20 protein-coding genes and 1 pseudogene are annotated in these 18,865 nt (G+C 43.9%); 7 read left to right on the top strand and 14 right to left on the bottom strand.

Annotated elements, in window-relative coordinates:
* Positions 1–440: 440 nt before the first annotated feature.
* From ACQ5BJ_RS11725 to ACQ5BJ_RS11685, 9 genes are all read right to left on the bottom strand, one after another.
* The gene (locus tag ACQ5BJ_RS11725) at positions 441–1,154 is read right to left on the bottom strand and encodes a GntR family transcriptional regulator (protein WP_430109536.1); all 714 of its coding nucleotides are present in this window, start codon (positions 1,152–1,154) and stop codon (positions 441–443) included.
* A gap of 9 nt (positions 1,155–1,163) precedes the next feature.
* Positions 1,164–2,201 (bottom strand): sugar kinase, encoded by a 1,038-nt coding sequence (locus ACQ5BJ_RS11720; RefSeq protein WP_430109538.1) that lies wholly within the window; start codon positions 2,199–2,201, stop codon positions 1,164–1,166.
* Positions 2,194–2,949, bottom strand: coding sequence for a 2-dehydro-3-deoxy-phosphogluconate aldolase (gene dagF, locus ACQ5BJ_RS11715; RefSeq protein ID WP_289355158.1), 756 nt, complete (start codon positions 2,947–2,949; stop codon positions 2,194–2,196). Before dagF ends, ACQ5BJ_RS11720 begins: the two co-directional genes overlap by 8 nt.
* Positions 2,942–4,054 carry a DgaE family pyridoxal phosphate-dependent ammonia lyase gene (locus ACQ5BJ_RS11710; RefSeq protein WP_005550275.1) on the bottom strand — a complete coding sequence of 371 codons (1,113 nt, stop codon included), beginning with the start codon at positions 4,052–4,054 and terminating at the stop codon, positions 2,942–2,944. Before ACQ5BJ_RS11710 ends, dagF begins: the two co-directional genes overlap by 8 nt.
* Positions 4,008–5,138, bottom strand: coding sequence for an amidohydrolase/deacetylase family metallohydrolase (locus ACQ5BJ_RS11705; RefSeq protein WP_430109540.1), 1,131 nt, complete (start codon positions 5,136–5,138; stop codon positions 4,008–4,010). Before ACQ5BJ_RS11705 ends, ACQ5BJ_RS11710 begins: the two co-directional genes overlap by 47 nt.
* 193 nt (positions 5,139–5,331) lie before the next feature.
* Positions 5,332–5,727 carry a DUF6508 domain-containing protein gene (locus tag ACQ5BJ_RS11700; protein ID WP_430109543.1) on the bottom strand — a complete coding sequence of 132 codons (396 nt, stop codon included), beginning with the start codon at positions 5,725–5,727 and terminating at the stop codon, positions 5,332–5,334.
* 25 nt (positions 5,728–5,752) lie between these two features.
* Positions 5,753–6,121, bottom strand: a complete 369-nt coding sequence (locus ACQ5BJ_RS11695) for an SH3 domain-containing protein (protein ID WP_005550278.1) — start codon at positions 6,119–6,121, stop codon at positions 5,753–5,755.
* A gap of 308 nt (positions 6,122–6,429) precedes the next feature.
* Positions 6,430–6,594, bottom strand: a complete 165-nt coding sequence (locus ACQ5BJ_RS11690) for a hypothetical protein (RefSeq protein ID WP_430109545.1) — start codon at positions 6,592–6,594, stop codon at positions 6,430–6,432.
* A gap of 17 nt (positions 6,595–6,611) precedes the next feature.
* The gene (locus ACQ5BJ_RS11685; protein WP_430109548.1) at positions 6,612–6,845 is read right to left on the bottom strand and encodes a hypothetical protein; all 234 of its coding nucleotides are present in this window, start codon (positions 6,843–6,845) and stop codon (positions 6,612–6,614) included.
* 98 nt (positions 6,846–6,943) lie between these two features.
* On the opposite strand from ACQ5BJ_RS11685, the gene ACQ5BJ_RS11680 reads away from it, so the two are divergent.
* Positions 6,944–8,599 carry a S41 family peptidase gene (locus ACQ5BJ_RS11680; protein WP_430109550.1) on the top strand — a complete coding sequence of 552 codons (1,656 nt, stop codon included), beginning with the start codon at positions 6,944–6,946 and terminating at the stop codon, positions 8,597–8,599.
* A gap of 325 nt (positions 8,600–8,924) precedes the next feature.
* On the opposite strand, the gene ACQ5BJ_RS11675 is transcribed toward ACQ5BJ_RS11680, so the two are convergent.
* Together ACQ5BJ_RS11675 and ACQ5BJ_RS11670 are read right to left on the bottom strand one after the other, a co-directional pair.
* A complete protein-coding gene (locus ACQ5BJ_RS11675; RefSeq protein WP_005550283.1) occupies positions 8,925–9,218 on the bottom strand; it encodes an RNA polymerase alpha subunit C-terminal domain-containing protein in 294 nt (97 codons plus the stop codon).
* Between the two features lie 251 nt (positions 9,219–9,469).
* Positions 9,470–10,972: a malate:quinone oxidoreductase gene (locus ACQ5BJ_RS11670; protein WP_430109553.1), complete on the bottom strand. Its 1,503-nt coding sequence runs from the start codon at positions 10,970–10,972 to the stop codon at positions 9,470–9,472.
* A gap of 1,001 nt (positions 10,973–11,973) precedes the next feature.
* Here ACQ5BJ_RS11670 and ACQ5BJ_RS11665 point away from each other — a divergent pair.
* Both ACQ5BJ_RS11665 and ACQ5BJ_RS11660 read left to right on the top strand, forming a co-directional pair.
* Complete coding sequence (locus ACQ5BJ_RS11665; protein ID WP_430109556.1) at positions 11,974–12,294, top strand: phasin family protein; 321 nt, start codon at positions 11,974–11,976, stop codon at positions 12,292–12,294.
* A gap of 17 nt (positions 12,295–12,311) precedes the next feature.
* Positions 12,312–12,725, top strand: a pseudogene (locus ACQ5BJ_RS11660) (ABC transporter); the annotation flags it as partial.
* A 56-nt stretch (positions 12,726–12,781) separates the two neighbouring features.
* On the opposite strand, the gene ACQ5BJ_RS11655 reads toward ACQ5BJ_RS11660, so the two are convergent.
* Positions 12,782–13,345 (bottom strand): peroxiredoxin family protein, encoded by a 564-nt coding sequence (locus tag ACQ5BJ_RS11655; protein ID WP_430109558.1) that lies wholly within the window; start codon positions 13,343–13,345, stop codon positions 12,782–12,784.
* Between the two features lie 163 nt (positions 13,346–13,508).
* Between ACQ5BJ_RS11655 and ACQ5BJ_RS11650 the strand changes: the two genes are divergently transcribed.
* The 4 genes from ACQ5BJ_RS11650 (at position 13,509) to ACQ5BJ_RS11635 (ending at position 16,723) form a co-directional block, all read left to right on the top strand.
* Positions 13,509–15,245: an ABC transporter ATP-binding protein gene (locus ACQ5BJ_RS11650; protein WP_268621152.1), complete on the top strand. Its 1,737-nt coding sequence runs from the start codon at positions 13,509–13,511 to the stop codon at positions 15,243–15,245.
* A 2-nt stretch (positions 15,246–15,247) separates the two neighbouring features.
* A complete protein-coding gene (locus ACQ5BJ_RS11645) occupies positions 15,248–15,787 on the top strand; it encodes a MauE/DoxX family redox-associated membrane protein (protein WP_268621149.1) in 540 nt (179 codons plus the stop codon).
* 22 nt (positions 15,788–15,809) lie between these two features.
* The gene (locus ACQ5BJ_RS11640; protein WP_268621147.1) at positions 15,810–16,388 is read left to right on the top strand and encodes a TlpA family protein disulfide reductase; all 579 of its coding nucleotides are present in this window, start codon (positions 15,810–15,812) and stop codon (positions 16,386–16,388) included.
* Positions 16,389–16,591: 203 nt separating this feature from the next.
* A complete protein-coding gene (locus tag ACQ5BJ_RS11635; RefSeq protein WP_262866831.1) occupies positions 16,592–16,723 on the top strand; it encodes a hypothetical protein in 132 nt (43 codons plus the stop codon).
* A gap of 213 nt (positions 16,724–16,936) precedes the next feature.
* On the opposite strand, the gene ACQ5BJ_RS11630 is transcribed toward ACQ5BJ_RS11635, so the two are convergent.
* Complete coding sequence (locus ACQ5BJ_RS11630) at positions 16,937–18,154, bottom strand: serine hydrolase domain-containing protein (RefSeq protein WP_430109563.1); 1,218 nt, start codon at positions 18,152–18,154, stop codon at positions 16,937–16,939.
* A 51-nt stretch (positions 18,155–18,205) separates the two neighbouring features.
* Positions 18,206–18,652 (bottom strand): MarR family winged helix-turn-helix transcriptional regulator, encoded by a 447-nt coding sequence (locus tag ACQ5BJ_RS11625; RefSeq protein ID WP_289355150.1) that lies wholly within the window; start codon positions 18,650–18,652, stop codon positions 18,206–18,208.
* Positions 18,653–18,865: the final 213 nt, after the last annotated feature.

Below are 18,865 nucleotides of genomic sequence, written 5' to 3'. Positions count from 1 at the left end.
GTAAGGGCAAATAACCTGTTCATGTCAAAGATGCAATGTGGTCGGTCGATCAGAAGTTGAACTGAATAAGAGAACAAAAAGAACGTTCATGAGGCTTTGGCCAAGCCCTCCTGTTGAATATTGGACACCTCCTTAGTTCCCTCTTCCTTTGTAAATTTATGCAAGGAGATAACCTTTTGCAGGGATAGTTAATCATTTCCATAACGTATTATATACAGGATTGAGCCCATTAACAATATCATTTACTATAAATTAGTATAATTCTTTAATTTTATGTAAATGGACGCCGTTTTTTGTCAATCATTATTCACAATTGAACTCAACTTCTTTTGCAACGAAAAAAGACAGGAGTTACTCCTCCTCTAATAGACGATTGTATCTACAAAAGAAGGGCTCCTGTCCAGAATATTAGCTAAATAAAAATTCGTCCCCGCAAAAGCTTAACCATCATAATTGACGACATAACTGTGGAGCTCCGTGTGATAGTAACCTTCACTATATTCAATAAGCGACCCATCCACGTCATAGGAATACCGGGAACGTTTCAATAACGGTAGATCATTACTCACAGTAAGAATTGCTCTTGCGGTCTCTGGTGCTGTCGCGACAGCAAATTCGTCCTTATATTTCCCCAGTTCGATCTGCTGCTCTTCCAGCCATTCATATAATGACTGCTCATTTAATTCTGACAAATCAAGACCTTCCGCTTGATGCGCCAAATAGTGAGTATAGTGGATATACGGTGAACCGTCCAAATCATATACGCGCTCGATGCACAGACATCGATCACCAAACAATCGGTATGGAACGCTTCCTTCCACATTCGGAACGACCTCGGCCCGAATAACCCGTTTTTGAATTGTATGTCCTTCCTCAACAAGAATTTCCGTAAATCGCTTCCATTTGGACAGCTTTGAGGCAGATGTATTGCGAATGACCTTCGTGCCTCTTCCGCTTCCTTTTTCTACATATCCTTCCTGTACAAGCTCTATAATCGCATTGCGTACTGTAATTTTGCTGACTTGAAATTCTTCTTCCAACTGAGGCTCTGACGGAATATAGGATCCAAGCGGGTATACCCCATGCAAAATGCGCTCGCGCAAAATATTTCTTACTTGTACGTATAAGGGTCGTTTGTTGCGTGACAATCTCAATGTTACGGCCTACCTTTCCACATCTATCCCTGACTCCATCATTGCCCGCAGCACCTCTCGTTCGGTCGCCATTGGCGTATCACCTTCGATCGTATGCGCCAGCATACTAGAAGCAGCAGCGAATTCTACCGTTTGTTCCGGCGAATAGCCTTGAAATTCTCCGTGCAGAATGCCGCAAGTGTAGGCATCACCTGCTCCAATTCGATCATGGACAGCAAATGTTAACCGTTCTGAAAACGCAAAGGATTGCTGCTTATATAAAAAACCTTGCAGCGAATGCATCTGATTCTCATGGATCGAGCGATGAGTACCTGCGATGACCGAAATATTATACTGCTTGGCGACGCGCGGAATCAACTCCTCTAGTTGTTCACGCCGATCCAGCTTCTCGGTCTCCATTCCTAATGTCAGCATGGCGTCCATCTCATTCATCATGACAATATCGGCAGCATGCAGCATTTCTTCATAGTGGGTTTTAGCCTTCGCATAACCGCCCTCTCCCCAATGCGCAGGACGATAATTGCAATCGAAGATGACTAATCCTCCTGCTGCCTTCACCGCATATGCCAGCGCCTTCATATGGCGGCGTACACTATCATTCATGGCAAGTGCAATACCGCAGAAATGAATCGCGTCAATATTGGCTGCGATATCTGCATAGGAATATGTATCCTCGGGAGCTGTATTGAAACTGCTCCCAAGCCGGTCTGTATAAGTCACACGGCCTGGACGCGCCCCGAACCCCTTCTCCAAAACGTACATTCCGATATATTTGCCGCCCTGGGTGATGAACGCCGTACCAATTCCAAGCTTGCGCAAATAGGCTTCAGCAGCTTCCCCAAACGGATTGTCCGGCAATCTGGATACTAAATATGCTTCGTGACCGAAGCGGGCCAGCTGCGAGCTGACATTAACGCCCGTTCCTGAAAACGAGTAATCAAGCCTGCTGGCTTGACTCAACCGCTCAACTCCCGGAACCGTCAGCCGCATCATCACTTCTCCGAAAGCAGCAACTCTCTTGAAGCCCTGCTTAGGCACATTAAGCATAATGCTCGACCCATTTTTTCATCACTGCGTATAGGGTATGGATGTCTTCCACCTTCGTCTTGCCTGTTGCTTGATCGATAATGGATGAGTACACATGCGGGATTACGATCGGCACGTTCGCTTCAAGCGAAATCCGCAAAATGGCTTCGAAGTTGTCAAGATCGATGCCGCCCGTTGGCTCAAGCGCGAATCCTGCCTCGCCGCATGCCTGCGCAACAGCACGAAGCTCCTGTTCACAGGCAAGCCCATTCATTGGGAAGTATTTCAAAGCATTTCCACCCATATCACGCACGAGCGCGATTGCACTCTTAATTGGAACAATCGCTTTGTCTGCTTGATCCGCACTTACAGGGCCCGTCGAAATGTTGACATATCCAACCTGTCCGGTCGGTGACACTAAGCTGTTAATCCAGCTATCCTTGCCGCCCAAGTTTGCACGAGTTGCCCCAACTGCCGGGAACACCTGGTTGATGTGTCCGCCGCCATAATATTTTGCAATCTCGGCTACCACTGCCGCTTGGCGATTGTCTCCGGCGCCAAGTCCAATCGATACCGCATCATCAATTGCTGCCCCGTACTCCTTCATCGCTGCGACGGCTGCTTCGACAGTCGGATAATTTTTGGACAGTACGCCTACCAGCACATGCCCTTCTGCCGCCTTGAATACTTCCTTCGCGTTCTCCACACTGTTGGCCAGCACGTTCAGCGCTGCACGTCCTTTGTACAAGCGTTTATCCATATTAGACATGTGTAGCCCCTCCTACTAGTTTACGAATATGTGCTGCAATAACATCCATGTCATCGCCCATAAGTGGACGCGGATCGATATCAAAGTATCCTTGTCTAACCCCATAATCTCGGGTATAAATAGCGATCTCACCCGCTTGAAGTCCTGTCACGACTTCTCTCGCAGTTGTGCCGGACAGAGCAGAATCAATGCTGATTCGTGCACGGAAAATGGCGCGCCCCGCTTCATCCTGCACGATCGTACAGGAAACGCCCTCAAGCTCATTAAGCGGCATTAGCTTGGCAAGCTCCACCTTCTCTTGCTCGCTTTTGTCTTCCTTCACCATATATTCGTCCAACGCCTGCAGCAATCCAAATACCGATTCTTTTCCGACTTTCATGCTGCGCCCGATGCCATGCAACTGTGCCTTTACCCATTCAACGGCTTGCCGCTTCCCGGCAACGATGCCCGTTGTAGGTCCTTCAATAGCCTTCGAACCGCTATAGATCGCCAGATCGGAGACTTGCACGTACTTCTGCACATCTTCTTCCGCGGCCGCATCGACGATGAGCGGTATTCCATTTCGCTGTGCGACTTCCCAGGCTTCTTCGACCGAAATCATATTTTTCTGGACGGCATGATGGGATTTCACATACAGAATCGCTGCTGTCTTGTCGTGAATCGCATCCTCAATATGCTCAACCTTTCCCTCATTTGCATATCCGACCTCTACAAGCTTGCCTCCCCCTAAATACACCATCGTTTCAACAGGAGCACCGTACTGTACGTTGTGGCCTTTTAAAATGATAATTTCGTTCTTCTCGATCGGATCCTGATGCAGTCGAAGACTCTTACGACGATCTCCCTGCGTGACAACGCCAGCTACCGAGAGTGCAATCCCGCTCGATGCTGAATTCACGATTACAGCCGCTTCCGAGCCGATAAGTTCAGCAACATAATCCCCCGCTTTGTTGACAAGGTCAGCAACTTCTACATAGCTTTGTCCGCCGAGCTTCATGGCCTCCATAACCGTGTCCGACACAGCGGAAACTCCCAAAATGCTCATTCGTCCACTCGCATTAATGACGCGCTTCAGTCCGTACTTCGCATGCAACGTACTTGCCATTTGCAAATACTCCCTTCGTTACGATATGTTGATGCCCCGTACGGACATCGCCCTCCGAATCGATAAGCTGAATCGGTTCATTCCGTACTTCGAATAGCGTCAAGTTCGCGCGATCGCCCACCTGGATTCGGCCAAGCTCTGGCTTGCCAAGCCATGTTGCAGCGCGTGTCGTTACTGACGCAATCACTTCATTTAATGTATAGCCAAGATAAAGGAACTTGGACAACACGTGAGCAAGGCTATATACCGGACCTTTCAGCCGGTTCCCCCGATAAATGTCCGAGCTGATCGTGTGGAGCGGAACGCCGTTCCGCTTAGCTGCCTCCGCTACGCAGAAGGAGAAACTCGCGGTTCCATGACCCACATCGAGATGAACGCCGCGTGCGATTGCGTCGAGCAATACGCGAAGCGGTTCACCATTATCATCAAATAAGTTATTCGGCTTGCCATTCAAATAATGAGTAATGACATCCTTATCCTGTAAATATGGGACAATCTCTTCAATATTGGGTGGGGCCGATCCGATATGTACCATAATAGGAAGCCCTGTGTCCTTAGAAAATTGCCGTGCCATTCGAAGCGGTTCAATACCGCTGCCCCGTACAACACTACGGCTAATCCGCGCCTTTAGACCGATGATGAAATCCCTATGCTTTTCTATGGCTTCCTGCACAGCGGATTCATCAATCCATGCCAAATCTGATAATTCGTCGATTCGTTTTAGTCCGATTTTGGATATATTGAGAAACGCAAGTACATTTGTATCTGACTGTCCAGCCTTCTCTCTTAACTCACCAATCCGTTCCGCACCCAAGCTGCCGGCATCGACGATGGTCGCAACACCTTGTTCCACACCGATCTTATCGATCGCATCTCCGTAAGGATCGAACTCCTCAAAAGCATGGACATGCATATCAATCCAGCCGCTGGACACAAAGGTATCGGAGCCGCTGTAATCCAGAATATGTTCCCCTTGACCCTCGCCTGCTTCCGTGATATGTGCAAGGATTTCATCTTCAATCACGATGTCCATAGCTGTTCCGTCCAGACGCTTCACGCCTCTTACGACGATCCGTTCGCTCATGCTGTTCACCTCGCTTTGAGTAATAATCTATGAATGCCTACTAGATTCATAACAATAAATCCATTCAAACATTATAATGTTTGAATTCATAGTAGCACCGCGTCATTGAGGAGTCAATATAACGTTATAATGTTTTGAAAAAATAAAAAACGAGTCACCATTTCCCCACGATAACTCGTTGATTTAACACATTTTATTTCTCCGGAAATAATTCACTTAATCGGTATAAGATTTTCGCAACATTCCCGTTTTGAACAACAGCAGCAAACAATCCTTCATTAAAACGGTCACCGCGAATATAGCAGGTCATCAGCTTGCGCAGCGTATCGACGTCCGCCTTTTTAATCTGCTCTTCAATATTTTGCTCGATATCCTTATATATTTCGTGCTCCGAAATCCACGCCCTCCAATCAAATACAATCAAAAATCCGCACTCATCGAGCGCTTTCCGAAACGCAATAACCTCTTGGCTTTCACTCGGATATCTGTTCACGAATTGAAGATGTTCATGATCGGCGTTTTGAAAGCAATCAATGAATCCGAGCAGTCTATTGATTTTTGTTTTTGTTAGGATATGAATGTCATTCAACGAAGCAGCCTCCTAGTTAAGAAATCTATTCATTTTCAAGTTGTAAATTTTCCTTTGGTACCCATCCTTCTTCGAAGTTCATTCGGTGCGTACACCATACCCAGCCATTCAGTTCTTTGTGGCCTGCGAGTCTATCGCCTTCATTCACATTCAATTCTCGTGCGGTATAATCCACTAATGCAATTCCTTCCGCTCCCTTAGCATCGAGAAACTGCATCGGCACCCATCCGCTGATTTTTTGGTTTTCCTCTTTATTCGTCGTACAGAAAATCCAGTTCTCCCAGTTTTCCGTCCCTTTATAAACTTCCCCGACAATGACGGATTGTCCCTTCACTAATTTGAGCGGGTTAGGGTAATTGGATCTGTGGTTCTTAATCACGATATATTTTTCCATTTGCAACACCTCGTCATGGTAAATACTACTTCACCTTGCGTATTGTACTATCAAACTACTTCCTGATAAAGAACAAATGTTCTTGTTTATGATGTGAGCGAGTTTATAGAACGACCCATTCCTTGATACTTTCTATTATAAGACGGATCGCTCAAAATCCTCTTACTATAAGGACTAAGGCAATGAGATTTCCACTAAGCCGTTCATAATCGATCATAACAAGCCACCTGATGGTTGTAGGTTGGTTGGTGCGCACCCAAATTCATATAAAAATATAGCCCAGCGATATGCCAATAATAATTGTCATCTTATTGCCCCAATATTTTGCGCAATTGATTGGTATAGCTTTTTCCGATCTCATAGCCAATCTGCGAAGCTGCAAGATTTACAACAATTCCCTTTTTGGCTTGATCTGTTCCGATGGACAAATGATATTGTTCTACAGCGTTGTCCGAATAGTGGATTGTAACCATGTATTGCGGCACATAGTTCAGTTCACTGACATCTTGGTTGCTGTCTCGATCGCCCTTTCGAATTTTTGAATGACCTTCTCGTCATTGCTTTCGTAATTGGTGCATTTCTCGGCCATTGATGTTTGCTCACATTCGAGCTTGATTGAAATCATGTGTCTCTCTTCTTCGCAGCCGGTTGTGAGCAAAAGAAGCAACAGTATTGCAATTGCAACAATTCCTTTTTGAATAGGTATCAATTCCCTGCTTGTCATTTCATGCACCCCTCAAAATTTAGGCATTTTTTAAGTATTGTTCAGGCAGCTTGTGAATGGCTATATAGAAGAACTGATTTGTAAGGAGGAGCAAACTCATGAGTTTTTATGGGACGATCGATTCCATCAAATGGTTTACAATTTGGCAGATAGCTCTTGCTGTCATAAATCTAATTGTCCTGTTCTGGTATGCAGTACCGATTCAGAAGACCCACAGATGGTTTGACTTTTTGCCAAGTGCCAACGTTTTGCTTGCTGTTCTCTGCATCGCATATGGTGACACATCAGACTTGTCTCTATTGATTTATGCTTGGACTTTCCTTCTCTTCCTCTGCACGATAAAGAGGGTATTTAGACCTGGCAACCACAGGCCTATGCCTAAGCATCGCGTGGCAAGAGTGATCTTGTGTATAATCGGGGCTATCCCATTCGTAATCGCCCTTATGTTTGCAGGTGAACTTAGGTACAATCCCACTAGTGAATTAAGTGATATGGGCTATTCGCAAGCTTTTGTGAAGATGAATGAACGATTGTCGATTGAGTACCCATTTGGAGAATGGAAAAAAATCAATTGGGATGAACTAAGAAGCAAATACGAGCCGCTTTTTCAAATAGCCGAACAGAAACATGATAAAGCTCTGTATTACCATACCCTTAAGGAATACATCAGCTCGATTCCCGATGGTCATGTAGCCTTAACCAACATCATGACAGAGCTCAAAGCTGAAATCGGAGGAGGATTCGGGATTACGGCGATTCGGTTGGATGATGGTACGGTACTTGTAAATAAAGTAATCAAGGATAGCCCCGCAGACAAAGCTGGTATAAAAATTGGCGCAGAAATAGTGACCTGGGATGGACGCAACGGTAAAGAAGCTTACAATAACTCCGGCATCATCGCAGCCTCATTAGCTACCGAGCAAGCTAAAACATACAATCAAGGACTGCTTATGACAAGAGCTCCGGTTGGTAAGGATGTTACAGTCGAATATATCAACCTAGACGACAAGGAAGCCAAAAAAGTTACTCTGCAAGCGTACGATGACAACTTCAAGACGCTGCAACGAGCAATTGCCGGCCATGATGCCATTGAAGGAAAACTTCTTAGTAGCGGCTACGGTTATTTGAAACTCTCTTGGTTTCCAGAGGATCTTCTCTCAACCTCTAACAACATCGTGTCCGATTATCTACAGCAGTTTCTCGATAAACAGATGAAAGGCTTAATTATTGATCTTCGCGACAATAAAGGCGGGTACGATCAACTAGCTGCTGATATAGCTGGGCATTTTGTCACGAAAGAACGCTTTTACGAAATAACGAGCTTTTATAACCGAAACACCAAGAAGTTCGAAATTAACTATAATGAAAAACGAATGGTTACTCCGAATAAGCCAATATATAATGGAAAGATTGCGATCTTAATCAACAGTCAAACGATCAGCACCGGTGAAGGACTCCCTCTCGTTCTAAAGGGCTTGCCGAACGTGAAAATCATCGGATTGACTCCTACAAATGGCTCTTTTGGTGTGGTTACAAACGCAATAGCGATTAACATGCCTGAGGGGTTCACGGTTAGATTGCCAGATGGAAGATCTTTGAACCAGCATTACGAGATTCAAGGAGACAGCGATTATAGCGGAAATGGCGGCGTTGTACCCGATATTCAAATTCCCTTGAATCGAAATACATTTATAGCGAAATATGTAGATGGGATTGATCTTGAATTGGAATATGCAATGAACGTAATGCACTAAATTATCATTTGCTTCTTTTGTACAAAAGGATGAGTATAGATAAAGGGAAGCAGCAGTGGATCGGAAGGTGGTTGGTTGAGACTGCTGCTCTCCTTACTTATGTTTGATGCAATATGTATCTCTTCAAGCGGTCTGTATGTGCCATCGAATCTCAGCTTCTTAGCAAATGTCTAGCAACCCTCGTCTACCTTTCAGAAGGGGAAAAGGCAATCCCGATTACGAGCAAAATCCAAAGCGGTGCATCTATCCCCATATTGACATCCCTATTTCTCCTTACTGTCATGACGTCTTTCTTTATTCATAAGCAGCTTTAGCATTTGATTGATTACAATTTGAATGACAATCCTGCTTCATGCAAAACAGATTTTAACTTCGGCATCGAGGCTGGCCCCATCCCATGCAGTTTCAATATCTCTTTTTCGCTGTATGTTGCCAGTTCGTCCAGAGAAGTAATGCCGATGTTCTCCAATGCACGTCTAGCCGGCGCCGAAAGCAGGGACATAAATTCTTGATCCGGTTTTCGCTCTCGCTCGCAGATTGGACAAATTGGACAATCACTGCTTCTCTCGTACTGGTGGCCTCGTTTACATGTTCTAATTGTTTTATTCGATCTCTCCATTTTCATTATTCTTCCTTCCTCTTACTCTTTATCTCATGCGCATCTCAAATGTTGGAAATATCCCCCTAATCAGCTACCATACATTACGTGACGTTGAGGATTCAGCTCCTCTGTAAGTATTATTTCATTGTAGCATCATTGCATTCTCTACGATTCATCGCATCCAAGCGTCGTTAGCAAATAATAAAGCGGCCCCAATCCATAACGTACCGGATGAAGACCGCTTGCCTTTTGCTATTAGATGCGATTGTCTACATGACTGGCTGTAACTCATTGTGCAAACCAAGTGATTTTGCCGTTGCTGCTTGAATTTCACGGATAAGCTCAGGATTACCCGCTAAGGACTGACCATAGGATGGAATCATCAGTTTAATCTTTGGTTCCCATTCTTTCAAATGCTGAGGGAAGCATTGCTCAATGACTTTCAGCATAACATGAACAGCAGTGGAAGCTCCCGGTGAAGCGCCAAGCAGCGCAGCAATTGAACCATCTGCGGCATTAATGACCTCTGTACCAAATTGAAGCGTTCCTTTACCGCCATGTGAAGTGTCCTTGATCACTTGCACACGCTGTCCTGCTACGACCAAGTCCCAATCTTCGCTCTTGGCATTCGGAACAAAATCGCGTAAATCCCTCATGCGCTTTTCTTTCGATAACATAACTTGCTGAATCAGGTATCTAGTCAGCGGAACGTTCTTAGCCCCTGCTGCCAGCATTGTCACGAGGTTGTGCGGCTTGACAGATGTGATCAAATCAAACATGGAGCCTGTTTTCAAAAACTTAGGCGAAAAGCCGGCAAACGGCCCGAAGAGCAATGTTTTTTTGTTGTCAATATATCTTGTGTCAAGATGCGGTACAGACATCGGCGGAGCGCCAACAGGTGCTTTTCCATATACCTTGGCATGATGCTGTTCGATAATTTCTGGATTGTTGCACACCATAAATAGCCCGCTTACAGGGAAGCCTCCGATTCCTTTTCCTTCAGGAATACGGGACTTTTGCAGCAAATGCAGGCTTCCACCGCCGCCGCCAATAAAGACGAAATTGGCCGTATGTCGTTCAACAGAACCACTTTGGAGATTGCGCACCTTTAGTTCCCAAGCTCCATCTCTCGTACGCTTGAGGTCTTCCACACTTTGCCTGTAATTAATTTTGACATTTCTCTTCGTTAAATGATCAAGAAGTATGCGCGTTAAAGCGCCGAAGTTGACATCCGTTCCGGAATCAATTTTAGTTGCCGCCATCGGTTCATTTATAGTTCTGCCTTCCATAATGAGCGGAATCCATTCATGCAATTTAACTGGATCATCGGAAAACTCCATTCCTTGGAACAAAGGGTTCGATGATAGCGCTTCAAATCGTTTTTTCAGAAATGCAACATTTTTGTCCCCTTGTACCATGCTCATATGAGGCAAAGGCATAATAAAGTCCTGCGGATTTCGAATGAGATTGTTGTTTACTAGGTAAGCCCAAAATTGCTTGGACACCTGAAATTGCTCGTTAATTTTAATTGCTTTACTTATATCTATTGATCCGTCCGGTTTTTCGACGGTATAGTTAAGCTCGCAGAGTGCAGCATGCCCAGTTCCTGCATTATTCCACTCGTTGGAGCTTTCCTCTCCTGCGTTTGCAAGCTTTTCAAACACAGTAATTTCCCAGTCCGGTGCTAATTCTTTTAGAATTGTCCCCAATGTCGCACTCATGATTCCGGCACCAATTAAGATAACGTCTGTTTTAGTTTGTCTGTTGATCATTTTTACCGTCCTTACATGCTAATGTATTTGTAGAAAAGATATAGGCGCATCTGCCTGCTTGACTCATTCATCCAGATAGTCAATCGGAATGCACAAAACCAATGCCATCACTCAACTACTTACCGAGCGTTATTGTTTTGGTTTGCCGATTCCAGTGAATAACAGCCCTGCGAGCCCCCTTAATTGCGCTAGTACTGCTTTTTTGGACATAAAAAATGCTCTACGCAATAACTTCGTGGTACCACCAATTTTTGATTAGCGATCATCCCCATTATGCTTTTCTCACCAACGACTTGAAAACAGCAATCTTAAACAGCAAAAAAATTCAACCTGAGAGCAAAGACCCCTGTTCTCAGTGGAAAGGAATATCAATTGAGACCCCTTCGTTAAACTCTAGATACAAAAAAATTGAATCTCCTTATGACCTCATTTGCTGTTAAATCTGGGGTGCCGTGACTCCTTGAGGATTAATATTATCATAACATAAAAAAATCCATTTGTTAGTATTGATTTTAAACATAAATGTTTGGATAGTCTTTGATTTCTTATTGGGACTACTTCTCTTATGGTTTATAACTGATCAGTAGTCATTACCTCTATAATAGTTAAGTTTTATTCTTTGATTATAGTACATACGAGGAAGTGACGGAGTAGAAGCCCACGCTGCTCTTGACAGAATGCACTCTGCCGTCTCGACAATGGCGCAGCCTTCGGCGCACTTTCCCAGGCGTAAAAAGAGAGCACGCATCAGGTCGATGAGTACATCATCATTGGCGAGATGCTGAAGGCAACGTCATTCTATCCCGTGCGATCTATGAGTTCGCAAATCTGTAAGACTGATGGAAGCGGATGGCTCACTGATCGTGTTCTCCCTCCTCCTCTCGGGTGTATCAATGCAATTAGATCCTCCTGGGCATATTAGGGATATTACGATGAGGGAGGAATTGGGAACGTGAGTGATTTGTTGATAAAAAGCGGTCTCCCTGGGCTGGGGCCTCGCCGTGGTCAGCAAGGAGAAAATCGAGGCAGCCGTGGACGAGCTTGTCCAGAAGGGACAAATCGCTCCCGAGCAGTCGAAAGCGCTTGTTAACCAAATCGTGGAACGGGGGCAAGAGGAGCAAGCCTTCTTCAGCGCCTCTATTCAGGATATGGTGAATCGCAAGTTGCAGGACTTCGATATGGCCGCCAGTTCCGACCTGATCGCACTGAAGCAACGGATGATGCTGGAGCAGCGGATTGCCGCGCTCGAAGGGGCTAGCTCGGATGAACCTGGCGATGAGGATGGACAGCCGAATATGGAGACGGACGGCCGTGCGGATTAGGCATGCGGGCCGATACCCTCGATATGGCTGAGCCGTTCGGCGTCAAGTTGCTGAAGGAGAAGTACAGCCTCCGCCGCATCCAGAAGAAGATGGCCGGCGGCGCGCTCGATCTGGTGCAAGCGGTATCCGATCTGCCGATGCAGGCGAACCGGCTCTCACACCTGCTCAGCAGGGGCAAGATCAAGGCGGAAATGGAGCTGCCAGATCTGGAACAGGTGCTGCACAAGCTCGATCAGATCAGCAACCGGCTCTCCTTCAGCATCGTGCTGCTTGCCTTTAGTGTTATTATGGTCGGGCTGATCGTTGGCTCCTCGCTAAGCAGGAGGCCGACGCTGCTCTGGGACATTCCCGCGATCGAGATCGGCTTCCTCATCGTGGCCTTGATGTTCATCTGTCTGCTGTTGTCGATTTTCCGATCCGGCAGGTTCTAGCAAGGAAATACGGGGAGCTGTGCTGAAGGCGCAGCTTCTCCAGCATTTATTCCTCTTTACTCTGCGCAGCTTTGAAGCGGGATGTCCTTCCTCCCCCACCATCCCTCCGGATCCGGAGAAGCATACACAATCTCTTGCTTGGAATTCACATAGACAAAGTATGGATACTCCGTTATCTGGTAGGCTTCAAATATGTTCTCGTCAGCTTGCAAAAATCGGATTCCATTGCTATGGCTATACAGATCTTTGTAGCTACCAATTCCGCTTTCTTTTAGCAAAACTGCAGCATTTAGGGCGCTTCCCCGTTCCATGCTTGCTTGTATCCATCTCTCTAATGAGGGGATGCAGTATGGGCAGTGTGAATCGATAAATATAAGCAGGATTCCATTCTTCGCTATGGCATGGCTTAAGTCAAAACGGGTATCACCGACATCCGGCAACTCAAACGAGGGAGCCTGCTGGTGCAATAAGGGGTATTGTCGGCGACTTTCCCATTCTCCCTCCATGCTTTTCGTCCGCTGAAGCATAGAAGACAAGGTTTTGTAAACAACGATAGTTGCAAATATAACGCTTGCTAGCAAAGCGAATTGAAAATAGATAGCCATATCAACCTCCGCCATAAAAAATCTCGTCCTTGCGAACCTACCATATTATGTATATACTCGATTTATATATTACCTGTCTTTTACTTTGATGGCAAATACTGACGAAAGGCGAAAAATGATGTATTCTTTCTTACCTATTTGGCGAGGTTCCGGGTTTGCCCTTCTTTATATTTGGAGATTGAACAAACCCTATTTTTACGTTTCTATTACGCTTCATCTCGCGCTAGGTTTATTGCCTCTGCTTAGCGTATGGACAATGCAAGAACTCGTGAACGAGGTTATTTTAATCGCTCAACCCGGGCATGGATTTGCCACAGCGTTATCGATTTTATGCTTCCAAATGGTCATCATTCTGTCTGCCTATATTCTTCAATTTTTATCTCAATTAAATGATCAAAAACTTGAAAATCTGCTCGGACTGGTGCTCAAAAAACAGATATTCCGCAAAATTATGAATCTGCCTTACTCCACCTTTGAGGATCCGTCTTTTTATGATCAGAACCAGCGAATTATCAATAGCCACTTCCAAATCGTTTCGATGGTTAAGGCCATTATGTCTTTAGGAAGCACCATCATCACGGTTGTGTCGTTAGTGGGCTACATTACCCATATTCATTGGGGATTGCTGGTTATTATCTTTCTATTTTCAATTCCGATCCTGATGATTCATATCCGTTTCGGCAATAAAAGATATGCGCTCGCTCGATTTCTGACTCCCTACCACAGAAGAGAAATGTACATATCCGATCTCCTAACCCAACGAGATTCCTTGAAAGAGATTCGCCTCTTTGGACTAGGCTCGCATCTGATCGAGAAATGGTCTTCCTTCTATAAGCGGAGCGCACAAGAAAAATACAATTTATCTAAAAATCAAGGCATATGGGAGCTTGTCGGCAGCATGCTGCTCACGTTGACCTATATTGTGTCCGGGATTCTAATTATCCTGCTGATCTCGGCCAAAAAGATAGCAATTGGGGCGTTCGTGGCGTCCCTGCAATCGATTCAAAATATTCAGTCCAGTTTAACCGAAATTTCCGCTTCACTATCCAATATCTACGAAATCAGTTTGTATATCGAGGATTTCAAATCTTTTCAACAAAAAGAGGAACTGTCAAGCTCATCTTCTCAAATCAAATGCGGCGCCATCAACCAGATCAGCGTGCAAAATCTCACGTTTACTTATCCGAATCAAATAGAACCGACTCTCAAAAATATTCATCTGTCTATAAAAAAGGGACAAAAGATAGTCATCATCGGAGAAAACGGCTCCGGCAAGACCTCGCTGATCAAATGCATACTAGGTCTGTATGATACGGTAGAAAATACGATATACGTGAACCAAGTTCCTTTGCACAACTATGATATTGCATCCTATCATCAACGGATTGCTGCTTTATTTCAGGATTTCATTGAATATGAGTTCAGCGCCCGGGAGAATATCAGCTTTGGCAATCTGAAAAACCCAAGTAAGTCCGAAGTGATTGCTGCTGCCCAAAAAACGAAAATTCATGAGCACATATCCAAGCTGCCTGAGTATTATGAGTCATTGCTAGGACGTCATTTTGAAGGGGGCCATGAATTATCAGGCGGACAATGGCAAAAGCTGGCCCTATCCAGAGCTCTATTTAAAAATAGCGATGTGATCATTCTTGACGAGCCCACCTCATCCATGGATCCGGAATCGGAGCTCGATATTATTCATGAATTATTCCAAGAGAACAATGATAAAGCGGTGCTGATCATTACGCATCGTCTTGGTGTCGCCGTCCAGGCGGACTATATTTTGGTGATGAAGGAAGGCCGCATCGTCGAGGAAGGCACACATCAAGAGCTTTTGCGCCAACAGGGAGAATACCATCGTTTATATCGGGCGCAAACCAAAATTTATAATCAGGAAAGCGGGGTTGTCGTCTAAACATGGCTCTCGTTGTTATGTTCCAAAATGTGCTTGCCTTCTTGTTTCTTTCCGCCTTTTTACATAAAGCACTGAACTATGGTGAACATATTCGCATCATGAATGCTTATCACCTTGTGCCAGCCCGATTCATAGTTCCTTCTTTTATATTGTTTGCCGCGGCCGAGCTTGCGATAGGTCTCTCGCTTCTCTTGTCCGGCATCACGGTTTATCATGTGGTTTCCATAGGTTCTCTGCTAAGTATTTATACCTTTGCAATCGGTTTCAATTTGATGCGCGGGCATCGGCATATAAATTGCGGCTGTGGCGGGATACTCGAAAATGATCAGCTAAACTGGGGATTAGTGCTTCGTAATCTTCTTCTCGTTTTTTTGGTTGTAGGGATATGGAAATCTCACACATTGTACACAGAAGAGATCGCTTTTATTTATGGACTTGAGCTATTCATGCTCTCTCTCATCCTTTTTTCGTTGCTCTATCTGTTCAAGGAAGTGTTCAACATCAAGAAGAAACTTATTCACCTCATGAAGATGTTTATCTGAAAACACGAGGAAGGGGATTTGAATGACCGATTTTATCATTATCATTACTTTATTGCTGGTACTCATCCAGTTGCTGCTTATATTCATGCTGGCAAGACTCATTGGGCAATTTCTTACGAAAATAAAAAGCGTGGGCGGGATTTCCTTAACCGAGCTCCAAATTGGTGAGCAAGTTCCGCTTTTTCGTGAATGGGGTTCACAGGGGCGCAAAGTGATTCTAAGGGAATTGTTGAACCACAGAAAAGTGCTGCTTCTCTTTATCAGCACGACATGCCAAACCTGCAAAAGCATACTGCCTGACTTACAAAGAGTTGTTGAAAATTGGGATATACACATCGTCGTTATCAATACGGATAAGCAATCCAATGACGAAGAGATTCAGGCGATACTCCCTTCCGGCATCGAATATGTTCGTTCTGTGGACATTATGGACGCTTATGGGGTAAGCAAAGTACCCTATGCTTTTCTAGTAAATCAAAACGGAATCCTAGAATCTCATCATTCATTAATGAGTTCGAACATGCTGTGGAACATGCTGGAGAATGAAACGGCGAGTTCCCATGGAGGGATCCCCGGCCCCTTATCGGTTATGAATGAGTAAATTAGCGCGGTAAGAAAAACGGCCACAGAAAGAAGCGATTTAGCATCTTAATAGAGGCCAAATCGCTTCCTTGGTTCATCCCGTTCCTATTCTGGCGAAAATAGGCTTGTTCCTAGCATCCGCATCTTACTTTTGTTTGACTTGAACACACTTCACCCGTATCTCGATCAACATAGTACTCCCAGGAGGACACTTTTTGCATAATGCACAGGACGTCGGAGCGGCAGGAAACCACTTTGCGCGTTAAGATGCAGCGTGCGGCAGCAGGCTGGAATCCTGTCAACTTGCTCAAAAAATTTTTCACTCTCATTACCCCTCCATTACCAGTATTTTGATTTCATACATATTATATACCATTTATATTATAAAATCCGTATTTGGTTTTATTATCTAATTTATAACACCCATGCTGGACGTACGGTAAAAGAAGCCCCATCGCGCGATGGGGCTTCTATCTATTGATAAGCTTCTTCTGCTAGGATGAACGGGACACAATAAAGTCAGCTCTTCGCGCCTTGCCGTCCTTCACACTTTGCATTCGTAGATGCCTATTGTTTATGGAACGGTATTTCTACGCCTTCATCAATAAAGATTCCTTCAGAAATATGGATATAACTCATCGTATTTCGAATCCAATACAGGTTAGGTTTAACTTTAAATAATTGGGTATCATGTTGGTCATGGAAAGATATAATATAGGAGTTTATCCCCTCTTTAATGATGAAGGATGTTTGATATTCATCAGCAAGTTGATAAGTACCTGCGATATGATCGGCACTATTGAATTCCATGATACTAGGTTGCTTTGAAGCATTAGGTTCTTTACTGTCATTAGGTTGGCCTAAGAATTCTATTATTTGCTGCTCGTAAACAGGACTTACCTCTTCATTCGTTAAGAGAACCGTCACCTCTCCGCTTGTCAAAGAACATAAGCAATGCGACGAATAGCCAGGCCAGCCACCAGAATGACCAAAAGAACCGTCTTGAATGATAAACCCACAACCATATGAGCTATGTAACGGTGAAGGAGTAAGTGCGCGATTCACCATTTCAAGCGATACTAATTTACCTTGAAGAAATCCTTTTACAAATTGGGCAATATCTTGAGCGGTAGCATAAATCCCTCCGTCTCCATAAAAATCGTGTTTCTTATTGATATCTTTAAAAATCGGATCATCTGTTGCAAGGATATATTTCTTATTTATAAAATCAAATAGCTTGCCGACAGCAACTGGTTTCGATTGTGGCATCGTGGTTGTATTTTGAAGTTGAAGAGGCTTGGCAATCATTCTTTGTAAATAATCCTCATAAGAAAGTTGACTTGCTTGTTCGATAATTTTAGCTAGCAAAACATAATTTGTATTTGTATAAAGCCAACCGCAACCCGGTAGGAAATAAGGCTCCTTGTTATGTAAAATATCTTCAAAATCTTCAACTGAGGAATTACCTATATATTCTGGGATACCAGATGTATGCATCAATAAATCCTCAATCGTTACATCTTTAAAAATACTTGTATCAAACCATTTTGTCAGGTTGTCTTTAAAATGAATCACCTTCTGCTCTATTAATTGAAGTACCATCACAGCAGTGTACATTTTGCTTAAGGAAGCAATGTTAAATAGTGTTTCCCCCGTAATCGGAACTGAATTTTCCATATCTGCAAACCCTACTGTAACATCTATAATTTCGTTATTGCTCGTTTCTACATAAACTGCACCATTAAACTGGATTTTTTCAAGCGTAGAATAAATAGAGTTAAACATAAGTAAGCCTCCTAAATATATTAGTTATCTAACATATTGGATGTAAAGAACTCAAATGAACTCTTCAGCTGCAATTTGTTTCAATTTTTTTGTAATTCTTTCTAACTCGTTACGTTCGGCAACAGTTAGTTTAGAAAATAAACGATCGGCCACAGAGCGCTCGACATATTCTTGCTTTTCAAAGTACTCCTCACCTTTAATTCCTAACGTAATAAACACTTCACGGCGATTATCAGGATTAATTGCACGATGAATAAACTGGTTTTTCTCCATCTTCGCAATAAGCTGGCTTACTGCACTAGAACTAATGTTCATTTCTATAGCAATTTCACCAACCGTTATCTTGTTGGCAGCGTATACAATATCCAGCAATACAGCTTGCTGAGTGGTGATAGAGCTAGCTAAATATGGTTTATAGTGTTTGTAAATCAAGCGGTTAATGGCATAATCAGCTTCATTAATTTGTTTTACTTGTTCATAGATGTTCAAGCAGCTCACCCTCGGAAATATGTTAGATACCTAATATATTAGAGAAGGAGCTAAGATAAGTCAAATTTCGGTGAGTTACGATTAAAGCTCCCCCTATTATTTCTTCATTAAAGAGCACCTTAAAATAGTTACAAAATTGCATCATATCTGCTTGCCAACTCATTGAATCATATCCTGCTGGCCCACCAATTTCGTTATTATTGAAATGTTTTGATTCTTTAT

Origin of the sequence: Paenibacillus sp. B1-35, assembly GCF_050474385.1 — a bacterium.
In the GTDB taxonomy this organism is placed as follows: Bacteria; Bacillota; Bacilli; order Paenibacillales; family Paenibacillaceae; genus Paenibacillus_B; species Paenibacillus_B alvei.
Note: the sequence above shows the minus strand (reverse complement) of the source record. Positions and strands in the feature narration are given on the sequence as shown.

Coding starts and splice junctions, on each gene's coding strand:
- ACQ5BJ_RS11635 (WP_262866831.1), top strand. CDS start 16,592: ATGCACAGGACGTCGGAGCGGCAGGAAACCACTTTGCGCGTTAAGATG.
- ACQ5BJ_RS11685 (WP_430109548.1), bottom strand. CDS start 6,845: ATGACAAGCAGGGAATTGATACCTATTCAAAAAGGAATTGTTGCAATT.
- ACQ5BJ_RS11710 (WP_005550275.1), bottom strand. CDS start 4,054: ATGGCAAGTACGTTGCATGCGAAGTACGGACTGAAGCGCGTCATTAAT.
- ACQ5BJ_RS11705 (WP_430109540.1), bottom strand. CDS start 5,138: ATGAGCGAACGGATCGTCGTAAGAGGCGTGAAGCGTCTGGACGGAACA.
- ACQ5BJ_RS11720 (WP_430109538.1), bottom strand. CDS start 2,201: ATGCTTAATGTGCCTAAGCAGGGCTTCAAGAGAGTTGCTGCTTTCGGA.
- ACQ5BJ_RS11640 (WP_268621147.1), top strand. CDS start 15,810: ATGACCGATTTTATCATTATCATTACTTTATTGCTGGTACTCATCCAG.
- ACQ5BJ_RS11690 (WP_430109545.1), bottom strand. CDS start 6,594: ATGGTTACAATCCACTATTCGGACAACGCTGTAGAACAATATCATTTG.
- ACQ5BJ_RS11645 (WP_268621149.1), top strand. CDS start 15,248: ATGGCTCTCGTTGTTATGTTCCAAAATGTGCTTGCCTTCTTGTTTCTT.
- dagF (WP_289355158.1), bottom strand. CDS start 2,949: ATGTCTAATATGGATAAACGCTTGTACAAAGGACGTGCAGCGCTGAAC.
- ACQ5BJ_RS11630 (WP_430109563.1), bottom strand. CDS start 18,154: ATGTTTAACTCTATTTATTCTACGCTTGAAAAAATCCAGTTTAATGGT.
- ACQ5BJ_RS11695 (WP_005550278.1), bottom strand. CDS start 6,121: ATGGAAAAATATATCGTGATTAAGAACCACAGATCCAATTACCCTAAC.
- ACQ5BJ_RS11680 (WP_430109550.1), top strand. CDS start 6,944: ATGAGTTTTTATGGGACGATCGATTCCATCAAATGGTTTACAATTTGG.
- ACQ5BJ_RS11675 (WP_005550283.1), bottom strand. CDS start 9,218: ATGGAGAGATCGAATAAAACAATTAGAACATGTAAACGAGGCCACCAG.
- ACQ5BJ_RS11655 (WP_430109558.1), bottom strand. CDS start 13,345: ATGGCGGAGGTTGATATGGCTATCTATTTTCAATTCGCTTTGCTAGCA.
- ACQ5BJ_RS11670 (WP_430109553.1), bottom strand. CDS start 10,972: ATGATCAACAGACAAACTAAAACAGACGTTATCTTAATTGGTGCCGGA.